This is a genomic window from Streptomyces sp. NPDC085866 (genome assembly GCF_044541035.1).
In the GTDB taxonomy this organism is placed as follows: Bacteria; Actinomycetota; Actinomycetes; order Streptomycetales; family Streptomycetaceae; genus Streptomyces.
This window is the reverse complement of the sequence record NZ_JBITSQ010000003.1, coordinates 429,499-442,937: the sequence shown is the minus strand read 5'-3', so window position 1 is coordinate 442,937 and position 13,439 is coordinate 429,499. Positions and strand designations below refer to the sequence as shown.

Annotated in this window: 15 protein-coding genes; all 15 read left to right on the top strand. The window is 71.9% G+C overall.

Translation table 11 applies throughout. The features are described from left to right. Positions 1–64: 64 nt before the first annotated feature. Positions 65–757, top strand: coding sequence for a TetR/AcrR family transcriptional regulator (locus ACIF83_RS08810; RefSeq protein WP_393470305.1), 693 nt, complete (start codon positions 65–67; stop codon positions 755–757). 166 nt (positions 758–923) lie between these two features. Further along, positions 924–1,232, top strand: coding sequence for a hypothetical protein (locus tag ACIF83_RS08805; protein WP_399724737.1), 309 nt, complete (start codon positions 924–926; stop codon positions 1,230–1,232). Positions 1,233–1,249: 17 nt separating this feature from the next. Further along, on the top strand, positions 1,250–2,320 hold the full coding sequence (locus ACIF83_RS08800) for a M14 family metallopeptidase (RefSeq protein ID WP_393470311.1): 1,071 nt from the start codon (positions 1,250–1,252) through the stop codon (positions 2,318–2,320). A gap of 369 nt (positions 2,321–2,689) precedes the next feature. Next, entirely contained in the window at positions 2,690–4,789 is a 2,100-nt protein-coding gene (locus ACIF83_RS08795) for an ATP-binding protein (protein WP_399724734.1), read from the top strand. A gap of 77 nt (positions 4,790–4,866) precedes the next feature. Continuing rightward, entirely contained in the window at positions 4,867–5,301 is a 435-nt protein-coding gene (locus ACIF83_RS08790; protein WP_399724731.1) for a roadblock/LC7 domain-containing protein, read from the top strand. Between the two features lie 2 nt (positions 5,302–5,303). Then, entirely contained in the window at positions 5,304–5,675 is a 372-nt protein-coding gene (locus ACIF83_RS08785; RefSeq protein ID WP_393470319.1) for a DUF742 domain-containing protein, read from the top strand. Next, the gene (locus tag ACIF83_RS08780) at positions 5,653–6,252 is read left to right on the top strand and encodes an ATP/GTP-binding protein (RefSeq protein ID WP_393470321.1); all 600 of its coding nucleotides are present in this window, start codon (positions 5,653–5,655) and stop codon (positions 6,250–6,252) included. Before ACIF83_RS08785 ends, ACIF83_RS08780 begins: the two co-directional genes overlap by 23 nt. Before the next feature lie 61 nt (positions 6,253–6,313). After that, positions 6,314–6,889, top strand: a complete 576-nt coding sequence (locus ACIF83_RS08775) for a GAF domain-containing protein (RefSeq protein ID WP_398137759.1) — start codon at positions 6,314–6,316, stop codon at positions 6,887–6,889. A 192-nt stretch (positions 6,890–7,081) separates the two neighbouring features. Further along, a complete protein-coding gene (tdh, locus tag ACIF83_RS08770; RefSeq protein WP_399724726.1) occupies positions 7,082–8,110 on the top strand; it encodes an L-threonine 3-dehydrogenase in 1,029 nt (342 codons plus the stop codon). Between the two features lie 145 nt (positions 8,111–8,255). Continuing rightward, positions 8,256–9,455 (top strand): glycine C-acetyltransferase, encoded by a 1,200-nt coding sequence (locus tag ACIF83_RS08765; protein ID WP_393470329.1) that lies wholly within the window; start codon positions 8,256–8,258, stop codon positions 9,453–9,455. 31 nt (positions 9,456–9,486) lie between these two features. Continuing rightward, positions 9,487–10,389 (top strand): LysR family transcriptional regulator, encoded by a 903-nt coding sequence (locus ACIF83_RS08760; protein WP_393470332.1) that lies wholly within the window; start codon positions 9,487–9,489, stop codon positions 10,387–10,389. Positions 10,390–10,435: 46 nt separating this feature from the next. Next, positions 10,436–11,008 (top strand): helix-turn-helix domain-containing protein, encoded by a 573-nt coding sequence (locus ACIF83_RS08755; protein WP_393470335.1) that lies wholly within the window; start codon positions 10,436–10,438, stop codon positions 11,006–11,008. A gap of 26 nt (positions 11,009–11,034) precedes the next feature. Continuing rightward, positions 11,035–11,535, top strand: a complete 501-nt coding sequence (locus ACIF83_RS08750; protein ID WP_393470338.1) for a GNAT family N-acetyltransferase — start codon at positions 11,035–11,037, stop codon at positions 11,533–11,535. 30 nt (positions 11,536–11,565) lie between these two features. After that, positions 11,566–11,925, top strand: coding sequence for an MmcQ/YjbR family DNA-binding protein (locus ACIF83_RS08745; protein WP_393470340.1), 360 nt, complete (start codon positions 11,566–11,568; stop codon positions 11,923–11,925). An 82-nt stretch (positions 11,926–12,007) separates the two neighbouring features. Then, a complete protein-coding gene (locus tag ACIF83_RS08740; RefSeq protein WP_399724720.1) occupies positions 12,008–13,303 on the top strand; it encodes an MFS transporter in 1,296 nt (431 codons plus the stop codon). Positions 13,304–13,439 lie beyond the last annotated feature (136 nt).

Genomic DNA, 13,439 nt, shown 5'->3' with positions numbered 1-13,439 from the left:
CCGGAGTGCGGCCATGGCGCGGCGAGACAACCCAGAAAGACGGGGGCGCCTCAGTCGTCCCCGCGTGCTCGCCGCGGCCGTCGACCTGGTCGACCGTGAGGGGCTCGCGGCCCTGACCATGCGCCGTCTCGCCGCCGACCTCGGTGTGGAGCCGATGGCTCTCTACCGGTACACCGCCGGCAAGGAAGCGCTCCTCGACGGCCTCGTGGAGACATTCTTCGCCGAGGTCAACGAGCGGCTGCGGACCTCGGCGCGGCAGGCCGGTGCCGGCTCGGGCGCCGTACCCGAAGAAGCGCCCTGGCGGGCCGAACTGCGCCGGATCGCCCGGGTGTTCGCGTATGTCGTGCACGCCCACCCCGAGATCCTCCCCGTGGTCGCCACCCGCCCGCTCGCCGTGCCCGTGGCTCGCCGCCCGCAGTCCTGGCTCCAGCTCACCGAGCACGTGCTCGCCGTCCTGGCTCGCGCCGGATTCGACGACCCCACCGTGCTCACCGTCCACCGCACCTTCGTGGCCTGGACCCTCGGCTGCCTCCTCGTGGACAAACGCCAGGTGGTGGACGACAGCGAGGAACCCGACCCCATGCTCCGGCTCGGCCTGCACCGGCTGCCCGCCGCCGACTACCCACGGCTGCGCGCCCTCGTCCCGCACTTCGACGAGTACGACGACGAGCGTGAACTGACAGCCGGCCTCGACAGGCTGCTGAGCGGCCTGCCCGAGGTTCCCCTTGACGCCTTCTATCACGGCGGAGCACCCTGAGAATACGACGTACATATATGACGTAAATGTCATCGAACGTCATCCGGCGTTGTTCAACTCACCGATTCAACGTCACCGATCGTCGAAATCCGCACGGTCCTCACACGCGGCACTCGCGCCGCCGGGTGGCCTTGTGGCGCGCCCGACGGCGCCGGAAGAAGCGGTCATGTCCAGCACCTATCAACCCGTCCTGCGCGTGCGCGTCACCGCCCGGGACGCGGACACCCTGCGCGCCCTCCTGCGCGACGCGCACCCCGACGTCGGCGGGAGCCCCCGCCGGGCCGATGACGGCAGGTGCAGCATCGATGCCTACGTCACCGCCGAACAGGCCGAGGCCCTCGAACGCGAGGGCGTGTCGGTCACCACGGTCGAGAACGCCACAGCCAAGGGACTCGCCCGCCAGGCCGAGGTCGGCGCGGGGGACCGGTTCGCCCCCGACGACGCCGTGCCGCACGGGTTGGCCGTCAAGGCGTAGCGCCCGGGAGGAACGCCATGTACCTGAACATCACCGAGGTCGAGTCCGGCGTGACCAGCCTGGCCGCCGCCTTCCCGGCCACGAGCCGGCTCATCGACCTGCCCGAACCCTCGGTCGAGGGCCGCGCCGGTCACGCTCTGCGGATCGGCGCCGCCCCGGCCGGAACACGCGACTGCGCCGTCCTGATCGGCGGCGTCCACGCCCGGGAATGGGGCAGCTGCGAGATCCTGGTCCACTTCGCCGCCGACCTGCTGGAGGCGTACGACGCCGGCACCGGTCTGGTCTACGGAGGGACGAGCTTCACCAGCGAGCAGGTGCACAGAATCCTGGACGAGTTGGAGGTCGTCGTCTTCCCGCTGGTGAACCCGGACGGACGGCTGCACAGCCAGACCGTCGAGCCGCTGTGGCGCAAGAACCGCAACCCGGCGCAGTCGGACGGCGACCCCGACCGCATCGGCGTCGACATCAACCGCAACTACGACTTCCTCTTCGATTTCCACACCGCCTTCGCCCCGGACGCGGCACCGCGCGTCTCCGACGACCCCGGCGACCTCGTCTACCAGGGTCCCCACGCCTTCTCGGAACCCGAGACCCGCAACGTCCGCTGGCTGCTCGACACCTACCCGCGCACCCGCTGGCTCGTAGACGTGCACAGCTACTCCGAGGACATGCTGACGGTCTGGGGCGACGACGAGAACCAGTCCGCCTCCCAGTCCCAGAACTTCCTCAACCCGGCCTTCGACCACCAGCGCGGAGTGCCGGGTGACGCGTACGCGGAGTACCTCCCGAAGTCCGACGCCGACGACGCCGTGGTGCTCGCCGAACAGTTCTGCACGGCACTGAACGGCGTACGCGGCCGTGTCTACACCCCGATGTCCGCCTTCCACCTCTACCCGACCTGTGGAACCAGCGACGACTACGCCTACTCCCGGCACCGTGCCGACGAGCACAAGGGCAAGATCCTCGGCTTCACCGTCGAGTGGGGCGACGAACCCGGCGGCTTCCACCCGCCCTGGCAGGAGATGGAGCGGATCATCCTGGACGTCGACGCCGGGCTGGTCCAGTTCTGCGTCACGGCACTCGACTGACACCCCCCAGACAGGACTTGAGTCAAGGCCATGACTGATACTCTCCGTGACAATTTCTCGGGGCGGGCGGAGGGTCTCCGGAGTGCTTCGGTGGGGATCTCGAGCCTCACGCCGGGGCCGAGGCGAAGCGGAGAAGGCTCCGGCGCTCGGATCGCCCCCTCGCCCCCATGACCGCATTTGAGCAGGTAGTTTCGATCTCTTTCGGGTCGGATCGAAGGGCATGGCACGGTTATCGGTCTGTCGTACGAAGCCTCATACCAGAGCGGGACCCTCTCCGGGTGACTTTGTCAACTGCCCACCGCACGTGATGCTCAGGCGACTACTGTGAGTGTCCGGATGGCAGCCCGACGGACCAGTACGAGGACGCAGATGTCTCACCTCCGTGCACCGGCCGCCCGTGCCGACCGCCGTGAGGGCGGCCGACACGGACGACCGGTCGCCCGACCCGCTCCCGCACTGCCCGAGACGCACATAAGGCCTCAGCTCATGCGGCTCGCCGTGCTGCCGCCCGTCGCGGTCGCGCTCAGCGCCAGTGCGGCGGTCCTGTTCAGCATCCGCTCCACCGGCGCACGCCCCGCGCCCACCCTGTGGGCCGTGCTCGCCGGAGCGGTCGCGGTGACCGTCGCGGGCATCATGATCGCCGCCGTCGCCGCGGACCGGGCCGCCCGCTCGGTCAGCGACCGTGTCGGCGCCCTGCGCCGCAGCGCCGCGCGCGGCGAGGCCGATCTGCGTGCCCTCGTCGAGGCGCTGCGCCACGGCGAGACCCCGCCGCAGCGGGGGCCGCGTCACCGGCCGCCGCAGGACGCCGACGACTTCGAGCTGCTCGCCGCCGACCTGGCACACGCGTACGACGGCGCCGTCACCGCCGTCGTGCAGGCCAGCCAGCTCTCCAGCCAGGCGGGCAGCGAGCAGAAGCTCGAGGTCTTCGTCAACCTCGCGCGGCGGCTGCAGTCCCTGGTGCACCGGGAGATCTCGATCCTCGACGACCTGGAACACGAGATCGAGGACCCCGCGCTCCTCAAGGGCCTGTTCCACGTCGACCACCTGGCCACCCGGATCCGGCGGCACGCCGAGAACCTCGCCGTGCTCGGTGGTGCCGTCTCCCGCCGACAGTGGAGCAACCCGGTGAGCATGACCGAGGTGCTGCGCTCCGCCATCGCCGAGGTCGAGCAGTACTCCCGGGTCAAGCTGGTGCCGCCCATCGACGGCGAACTGCGCGGCCACGCCGTCGCCGACGTCATCCACCTGCTCGCCGAACTCGTCGAGAACGCCACGGTGTTCTCCGCCCCGCACACCCAGGTGCTGCTCCGCGCCAACCTGGTCACCTCCGGGCTCGCCGTGGAGGTCGAGGACCGCGGGCTCGGCATGCCGGTCGGCGAACAGAACAAGATGAACGCCCTGCTCGCCGACCCCGACCAGGTCAATGTCGCGAGCCTGCTGGCCGACGGCCGGATCGGCCTCTACGTCGTCTCCCAGCTCGCCCGGCGCCACGGCATCGGCGTGCGCCTGCAGACCAACATCTACGGCGGTGTGCAGGCCGTACTCGTGGTCCCGCAGGCGTTGTTGGGCACGACGCGGGGTGTACCCGGGGCTGCACCTCAGCCCCGGGACCCGGTGGGGAGCCCCCAGGCGCCGCAGCAGGGGCGCGCCGCACCCGTGGAGCACCGGTCGGGAGCCGTGGCAGGGGCGGGCCCGATGGGCGCGCCCGGCACGAGTGGCCCGGGCAGCGCGCGAGCCGGAGGGCAGGTCGGGACCGGACCGGACCCGGCGGCCGGACGGCGGCGGCACACGCCGTACGGATCCGGACACAGCGGCACTCCCGAAAGCGGAGGCATGCACAACGGGAGCGCCCAGAACGGGGGTTCGCCCGGCGAGGGCTCACCACCCCCGCTGCCCGTGCGTGGCGCCCATGAGCCGCGGCCCCACATCGCCGAAGCCGCGCCCGGCATCAACGCCGAGGACCGGTCGGTGCTCGAGGCCCACACGGGCACCGTGCCCGCTCCACGCACCGGTGCGGTCCGCGGCACCATGGGCAAGCCCCAACTGCCCCGCCGGCGCGCCCAGGAGCACATCGTTCCGCAACTGCGCGGCGGCCCGGTTCCCCGCCAGGACGGCGACGTCGTCCCGGGCCACGACCCCGGTCTGATGGCGGCCTTCCAGCGGGGGATCGGACTCGCCGAGGCACAGCAGAACAGGGAGTCTGCACATGGGGATTCACCCCGTGCGGAGCCCGCACCCGGGGTGTCCGGACACCTGGACGCGGGCCCGGCCCACGCGGCACCGGCCGCGGTGTCGCCCCATGTGCGCCCCGCACACGTCGACGCAAGCCCACTGGGCGCCAACCCCATGGCTGCCCACCCCATGGACGCGGCCAACCCTCTGGCCCAGACGCCCATATCCCACATGCACACGCACGCGCCCGTATCCGAGGGCACCGGCCGGTCCGACGGGAGCGCACCGGCCGGATGACCACCCTCGCCAGTCCCGCACCACCCCCCACCCCCAGCGCTCCCGCTGACCTTCGTACCCCAAGGAGTCGATCCACCATGGCGAGCGACGCGCCGACCGCCCAGGCATCCGACCTCGACTGGCTGCTGAGCGGCCTAGTGCAGCGCGTACCGCACACCAACAGCGCGGTGCTCCTGTCGTGCGACGGACTGGTGAAGTCCGTGCACGGCCTAGACCCGGACAGTGCCGACCACATGGCGGCCCTGGCCTCCGGCCTCTACTCCCTCGGCCGCAGCGCGGGGGTCCGGTTCGGCGACGGCGGCGACGTCCGCCAGGTCGTCGTCGAACTCGACTCGACGCTGCTGTTCGTCACCACCGCCGGGTCCGGCACCTGCCTCGCCGTGCTCGCCGGCCGCGAGGCCGACGCCGCCGTGCTCGGCTACGAGATGGCGATGCTGGTCAAGAGCGTCCGCCCGTACCTGGTGACAGCACCCCGGCAGCACGCCGTCGAATCCACGGCGACGAGGCCTTGAACGTGGCCGCAGCCGGCGACGGACCCTGGCTCGACGACGCGGCCGGGCGGCTGGTGCGCCCGTTCACGGTCAGCAACGGCCGCACCGAGCCCAGCATCGCCCTCGACCTGATGTCGCAGGTGATGGCCACCGGTGTCACCCCGCTCGGCTACCTCGGCCCCGAGCACGCCCAGGCGCTCGACCTGTGCCGCGCGCCCGTCTCGGTGGCCGAGGTGGCCGCGCATCTGAAACTGCCCGCCGTGGTCACCAAGGTGCTCCTCTCGGACCTCGTCGACTGCGGGGCGCTGACCACCAAGCCCCCCGCTTTCCACCACAACCCCACTGACCGGTCTCTGCTGGAGGCAGTGCTCGATGGACTACGACGACAGCTCTGACCCGTTTCCGACCGCCCTCAAGATCCTGGTGGCGGGCGGGTTCGGGGTCGGCAAGACCACCTTCGTGGGAGCGGTCAGCGAGATCGCCCCGCTCAGCACCGAGGAGCTGCTCACCACCGTCAGCGCCGCCACGGACAACCTCGACGGCATCGAGAACAAGGTCGAGACGACGGTCGCCATGGACTTCGGCCGGATCACCCTCGATCCGGAGCACGTCCTGTACCTGTTCGGCACGCCGGGGCAGGAGCGGTTCTGGTTCATGTGGGACGAGCTGTCGGAAGGGGCGCTCGGCGCGGTCATCCTCGCCGACACACGCCGTCTGGAGGAGTGCTTCGCGGCCGTGGACTTCTTCGAGGAACGCGGCCTCGCCTTCATCGTCGCCATCAACGAGTTCGACGGCGGCTACCGCTACGACCCGGAGGAGGTGCGCGTGGCCCTCGATCTCGACCCGGAGATCCCTGTCGTCTGCTGCGACGCCCGCATCTCCAGCTCCGGTGTGCAAACCCTGCTCACCCTCGTACGCCACCTCATCGCCCACGCCCCGGCGCATGCGCCGAGCCACGGCGCCCACATGTGATCCAGCCATACCGTCCACGGAGCCGCCCCATGAGACACGCCCACAGCGCCGGAGCCCGGCCATGAGCTACGAGCCGCCCCGGCCGGTCCGGGGTCTGCTGCTCACCCCCGAGGACAGGGAGGCGCCCGCCCGCATCTCCCGACTGCGCCGACTCGGCCTGGGGGAGCGACCCGAACCCGCTCTCGACGCCTTCGCGCACCATCTCGCCCAGCTCACCGGCGCGCCGTACGCCATGGTCAACTTCGTCGGCGAGGACCACCAGTACTTCGCGGGTCTGCGCACGCCGGTGGCCGCGCCGGTGGTCCGGGAGGACGGCAGCAGGCCCGAGGTCGGCCGTGTCCTGCCGCGCGACCACGGCTTCTGCCCGCATGTGGTGGTCCGTCGCAAGGCCCTGGTGCTGGAGGACGTCTGCGACTATCCACGCTTCGCCGGCAACCCGGTCGTGGACGAGTACGGCATCCGCTCCTACCTCGGCGCCCCGCTCATCGACAGCTCCGGCATGGCGCTCGGCACCGTGTGCGCCTTCGACATCGCACCCCGGGCCTGGGGGAGAGCCGGGCTGGAGACCATCAAGGCGCTGGCCGCCGAACTCGTCGTACGCATCGAACGGGCCGCGGACGACGGGCTGACGATCTGAGGTGCCCGCGGGAATGGACACGACCGTGGGGATCCGGGAGGCGTGAAGGAAAGCTGAGGCGGCGGTTAAGAAAAGCTCGATGGACCCAGGCCCGTGCATACGGCAGATTGCAGGGTGATTCCACCCCTCTGACCCGGTGCGGGCTCCTTCGGCATGCCCGCGGCCGGGACCTCACCCACAGGAGTCGTAGCGTTGAAGGCGCTGGTCAAGCAGAAGGCGGAGCCCGGGCTCTGGCTCGCGGACGTACCCGAGCCCGAAATCGGTCCCGGGGACGTACTGATCAAGGTCATGCGGACCGGTATCTGCGGCACCGACCTGCACATCCGGGCCTGGGACGGCTGGGCGCAGCAGGCCATCAGTACTCCGCTCGTGCTCGGACACGAGTTCGTCGGGCAGGTCGTCGAGACCGGCCGCGACGTCACGGACATCCGGGTGGGCGACCGGGTCAGCGGCGAGGGCCACCTGGTGTGCGGCAAGTGCCGCAACTGTCTGGCCGGCCGCCGCCACCTGTGCCGGGCCACCATCGGCCTCGGTGTCGGCCGGGACGGCGCGTTCGCCGAGTACGTCGCGCTGCCCGCGTCCAACGTCTGGGTGCACCGCGTCCCCGTCGACCTCGACGTCGCCGCGATCTTCGACCCGTTCGGCAACGCCGTGCACACCGCGCTGTCCTTCCCGCTGGTCGGCGAGGACGTCCTGATCACGGGCGCCGGGCCGATCGGCCTCATGGCGGCGGCGGTGGCCCGCCACGCCGGTGCCCGCAACGTCGTCATCACCGACGTCAGCGAGGAGCGCCTGGAGCTCGCCCGCAAGATCGGCGCGAGCCTCGCCCTGAACGTCTCCCGGACCTCGATCGCCGACGGGCAGCGGGAGCTCGGCCTGCGCGAGGGCTTCGACATCGGCCTGGAGATGTCCGGCCGCCCCGAGGCCATGCGGGACATGATCGCCAACATGACGCACGGCGGCCGGATCGCCATGCTCGGCCTGCCCGCCGAGGAGTTCGCGGTCGACTGGTCCCGGATCGTCACCTCGATGATCACCATCAAGGGCATCTACGGCCGGGAGATGTTCGAGACCTGGTACGCGATGTCGGTCCTGCTGGAGGGCGGCCTGGACCTCGCCCCGGTGATCACCGGCCGGTACGGCTACCGCGACTTCGAGGCGGCCTTCGCCGACGCGGCCAGCGGCACCGGCGGCAAGATCATCCTGGACTGGACTGTCTGATTTCTGGCTCGGTTCGCCTCCGGGGCGCTCGGTGCCGGTGTCGAGAGCCCGACCGTGCTCAGCCCTTCGGGCCTCCGCGCGCTCGATCTCTCGACACCGGCGCGCCCCTTCGGCTCACTCGCCCCTGCACTTGATGGAGTCTTTGATGTTCAACTCTGTTCGTGACGACCTGCGAGCCACGCTCGACGAGATCCGTGCCGCCGGCCTGCACAAGCCCGAGCGGGTCATCGACAGCCCGCAGTCCGCGACGGTCAACGTCAGCGCCGGCGGCCGCCCCGGCGAGGTCCTCAACTTCTGCGCCAACAACTACCTCGGCCTCGCCGACCACCCCGAGGTGATCGGCGCCGCCCACCAGGCCCTGGACCGCTGGGGCTACGGCATGGCCTCCGTGCGCTTCATCTGCGGCACCCAGGAGGTGCACAAGGAGCTGGAGGCGCGCCTGTCCGCGTTCCTCGGCCAGGAGGACACGATCCTGTACTCCTCCTGTTTCGACGCCAACGGCGGTGTCTTCGAGACCCTGCTCGGCGAGGAGGACGCGGTGATCTCCGACGCCCTCAACCACGCCTCCATCATCGACGGCATCCGCCTGTCCAAGGCCCGCCGCTTCCGCTACGCCAACCGCGACCTCGCGGACCTGGAGGCCAAGCTCAAGGAGGCGACCGAGGGCGGCGCGCGGCGCAAGCTGATCGTCACCGACGGCGTCTTCTCCATGGACGGCTACGTGGCCCCCCTCGGCGAGATCTGCGACCTCGCCGACCGCTACGACGCCATGGTCATGGTCGACGACTCGCACGCCGTCGGCTTCGTCGGCCCCAGCGGCCGCGGCACCCCCGAGCTGCACGGCGTCATGGACCGCGTCGACATCATCACCGGCACCCTCGGCAAGGCGCTCGGCGGCGCCTCCGGCGGCTATGTCGCCGCGCGGGCCGAGATCGTCGCCCTGCTGCGCCAGCGCTCCCGCCCGTACCTGTTCTCCAACACCCTGGCCCCGGTGATCGCCGCCGCCTCCCTGAAGGTGCTCGACCTGCTGGAGTCGGCCGACGACCTGCGTGTCCGGCTCACCGAGAACACCGCGCTGTTCCGCCGCCGGATGACCGAGGAGGGCTTCGACATCCTCCCCGGCGACCACGCCATCGCCCCGGTCATGATCGGCGACGCGGCCGAGGCGGCCCGCATGGCGGAACTGCTGCTGGAGCGGGGCGTGTACGTAATCGGCTTCTCCTACCCGGTCGTCCCGCAGGGCCAGGCCCGCATCCGCGTGCAGCTGTCCGCCGCGCACTCCACCGAGGACGTCGACCGGGCCGTGGACGCCTTCGTCGCCGCCCGCGCGGAGCTGGCGGCCTGACCAGTGCGGACACCCTGAGATAATTGATCCCATGATCGAAGCCCGGCGGCTCCACATCCTCCGTGCGGTGGCCGACCACCGCACGGTCACGGCGGCAGCCGCCGCGCTCTATCTCACCCCCTCCGCCGTCTCCCAGCAGCTGGCGGCCCTGGAGCAGGAGACCGGGCACCGCCTGGTCGAGCGCAGCGCCAAGGGCGTGCGGCTCACTCCGGCCGGCGAGATCCTGCTCGGCCACACCAACGCGGTCCTGGCCCAGCTGGAGCGGGCCGAGGCCGAGCTGGCGGCCTATGGCTCGGGGGAGGCCGGCACGGTCACCGTGGCCGCCTTCGCGACCGGCATCGCCCAGGTGGTGGCGCCCGCGGTGGCCCGCCTCGCGGCCGCCGCGCCCGGCATACGCATCCGCGTCCAGGACGCCGAGGGCGACGCCAGTCTGCCCATGGTCCTGGACCGGCAGGTGGACGTCGCGGTCGCCGTCGAGTACCGCGGGGCCCCGCCCGCCGACGATCCCCGGCTCACCCACGTGCCCCTGTACGCCGAGCCCTTCGACGCGGTCGTCCCGGTCGGCCACCGCCTCGCGGACGCCCCCGAGGTTCCGCTGGCGGAGCTGGCCAAGGACCCGTGGATCGGCCCGTACCCCGGCAACCCCTGCCACGACGTGGTCGTCCTCGCCTGCGAGAGCGCCGGGTTCCAGCCCCGTCTCGAACACTCCTCCGACGACTTCCGTGCCGTCGTCGCCCTGGCCTCGGCCGACGCGGGCGTGGCCCTCGTGCCGCGCTCGGCCCTGCGCGGCATGGACCTCACAGGTGTGGTCGTCCGCCCCGTCGACGGCGTGGCCCCGACCCGCCGGGTCTTCGCGGCCGTACGGCGAGGAGCCGAGGGGCACCCCTTGATCCGCCAGGTGCTGGCGGCACTGGGGGAGGCGGCGCAGGCGTGAGCCTTCCGTAACACGTACGTCTCATATCCGGGATAGCGTCCCGGATATGAGAAGCGAAGGTCCCGACCCCGTGGACGCCCGGATCGGTGCCCGGCTCGCCGAACTCCGGGCTCGCCACGGCTGGTCCCTGGGAGAGCTGGCCGAGCGCAGCGGAGTGAGCAGGTCGACCCTGTCCCGGGCCGAGCGCGCCGAGATCAGTGCCACCGCGGCCGTCCTCAACCGCCTCTGCCACGTCTACGGACGCACCATGTCCCAGCTGCTCAGCGAGGTCGAGGCGGAGCCGGCCCCGCTGGTACGGGTGGCCGAGCAGCAGGTGTGGCAGGACCGCGCCTCCGGTTTCGTCCGCCGGTCCGTGTCCCCGCCGCACGCCGGCCTGCGCGGCGAACTGGTCGAGGGCCGGCTCGCCCCGGGCGCCGACATCGCGTACGACCGCCCGCCGGTGTCCGGCCTGGAACAGCATTTGTGGGTCCTGGAGGGTGAGTTGGAGGTGACCGTCGGCGACACCGGCCACCGTCTCGACGCGGGCGACTGCCTGCGGATGAGGGTCTTCGGGCCGACGAGGTTCCGCTGCGCCGGGCCGGAAGAGGCTCGTTATGCGCTGGCGGTGGTGCGGCCGTGAGGGTGCTGCGCTGGAACGAGGCCCAAGTGCGTCACAGGAGCGAGGAGTTGGCCGGACTGCTGGCCGACGCCGTGGCCGGGGGCGCCTCGGTCGGCTTCCTCGCGCCGCTCGGGCGGGCGGCGGCCGTCGCCTGGTGGCGGGAGCGGGCCGACGTGGTGGGGAGCGGGCGGCTGGCGGTGTGGGTGGCCGTGGACGACACGGACCGTGTCGCGGGCACGGTGAGCCTGGCCCTGCCCGACAAGCCCAACAGCCGCCACCGCGCCGAACTCGTGAAGCTGATGGTGCACCGGTCCGCGCGTGGGCAGGGCCTCGGCCGCAGACTCCTCACCACCGCCGAGGATGCGGCCGCAGCCACCGGCATCACCCTCCTCCACCTGGACACCGAGACCGGCAGCCCCGCCGAACACCTCTACCGCTCGGCCGGCTGGACCGAGGCCGGCACCCTCCCCGACTACGCGGCGAACCCGGCCGGCGAACTGCGCCCGACGACCCTCTACTACAAGCGGGTCGGTCCGCCGACCGGGTGACTGTCAGTGGCAGGGACTACCGTGCGTGGCATGCCGGATGCTGAAGACGTACGCCGTATCGCCCTGTCCCTGCCGGACACCACGGAGAAGATCGCCTGGAGCATGCCCACGTTCCGGGTGGCCGGGAAGATGTTCGCCACGCTGCCCGAGGACGAGACGTCCATCGCCGTGCGCTGTCCCAAGGAGGAGCGCGACGAGCTGGTCATGGCCGAACCGGGGAAGTTCTGGATCGCCGACCACGAGGCGCAGTTCGCCTGGGTGAGAGCCAGACTCGCCGCGCTGGAGGGCGAGGACGAGCTGCGCGACATCCTCGCCGACTCCTGGCGGCAGGCCGCCCCGCCCCGACTCCTCGAGGTCCACCCGGAGTTGGGTCTGCCCGGCGGCAGCTGAAAATCCCTCGGCGGAGGTGGGGGGAGGCGTGGCATGATCCCGCGCGGCGGGGATGCCCCGGGGCAGGGAGGGGAGCGTACGAGTGACCGGTACGGACGCACGGCGTGACATCGTGGGCATCGTCTCCCGGGTTCGGCGCAAGGCCGGTGCCGAGCCTCCGGCCGTCTGGTCGCGGGACTTCGCGCTGTTCTTCGTCGCCCGTGCCGTCGCCCGCCTCGGCGACACCATGCTGCCTGTGGCGCTCGCCGCCGGTCTGCTGGAGCACGGGTACGGCGCGGGCGCGGTCGGCCTCGCCATGGCCTCCTCCGTCGCCGCCTTCGCCGGACTCGTCGTACTCGGCGGGGTCATCGCCGACCGGTTCAGCACCCGCAGGCTGATGATCGGCGCAGACCTGGTCCGGCTCGTCACCCAGTCCTTCGCCGCCGGTCTCTTCTTCACCGGGCACGTGGTCCTGTGGCAGATCTGCGCCATCGGTGTCGTCAACGGCGTGGCCGCGGCCGTTTTCCAGCCGGGGGTGGCCAGCACGGTGCCCCGTCTCGCCCCCGACATCCAGGGGGCGAACGGCGCGATCCGGATCGCCGAGTCGTCGGCACAGCTCGCAGGCCCGGCCGTCGCCGGCCTCCTGGTCGGCTTCGTCTCGCCGGGCGGCCTGTTCGCCGTGCACGCCACCACCTACGCCATCAGCGCCCTGTGCCTGCTCCTCCTCCGGCTGCCGCCGCTCCCCGCGGCCGCCCGCACCGCCGGCCCCGGCCTGCGCGCCTTCCGGGCCGACCTGGTCGAGGGCTGGCGGGAGTTCCGGTCGCGGACCTGGCTCTGGGGCGTGATCGCCGTGTGGTGCGTGTACATGATCGCTGTCTGGGGGCCGACGGTCCCGCTCGTCGCCACCGAGGTCGTCCAGCACCACGGTCCCCGCGCCTACGGCCTGGTCAACTCGGCCCTCGGCGCCGGCACCGTGATCGGCGGCCTGCTCGCCCTCAGACTGCGCCCCCGCCGCATGCTGCGAGCCGGTGCGCTCGCCCTGTTCGCCTTCTTCGGCTTCCCGGCGACCGTCGGCGCCGGCCTCGGAGTGCCTGCCATGGCGGCCGGGGCGGCGGTGGCCGGGGCCGGGATGTCGTTCTGGGGGGTGATGTGGTCGACCAGCGTGCAGACCCAGGTCCCGTCCGACGTCCTCAACCGCATCCACGCCTACGACGTGGCCGGCTCCCTGGCGATGATGCCCGTGGGCCAGGCCCTCGCGGGCCCGGCGGCCGCAGCCCTCGGCGCCGACCACGTCCTGCTGGTCTCCGCCACGATGAGCGTGGTGGTGGCCGCGGCCCTGCTCTCGGTCCCCGCGATACGGGGGCTGGTGCGAGCGGAGGCGCGGACACCGGCGCCCTGAGCAGGCACCGCGGTCGGTCTCGTGTGGGCTGCCGCGGGGTGTTCTGGGTGGGGTGCGTTGGTCGGCTTCGCGTGGCCGCCGTCCGCGCCCTGAGCCGGTGCTGCGGCTGGTCTCGTGTGGGCTGCCGCGGGGTGTT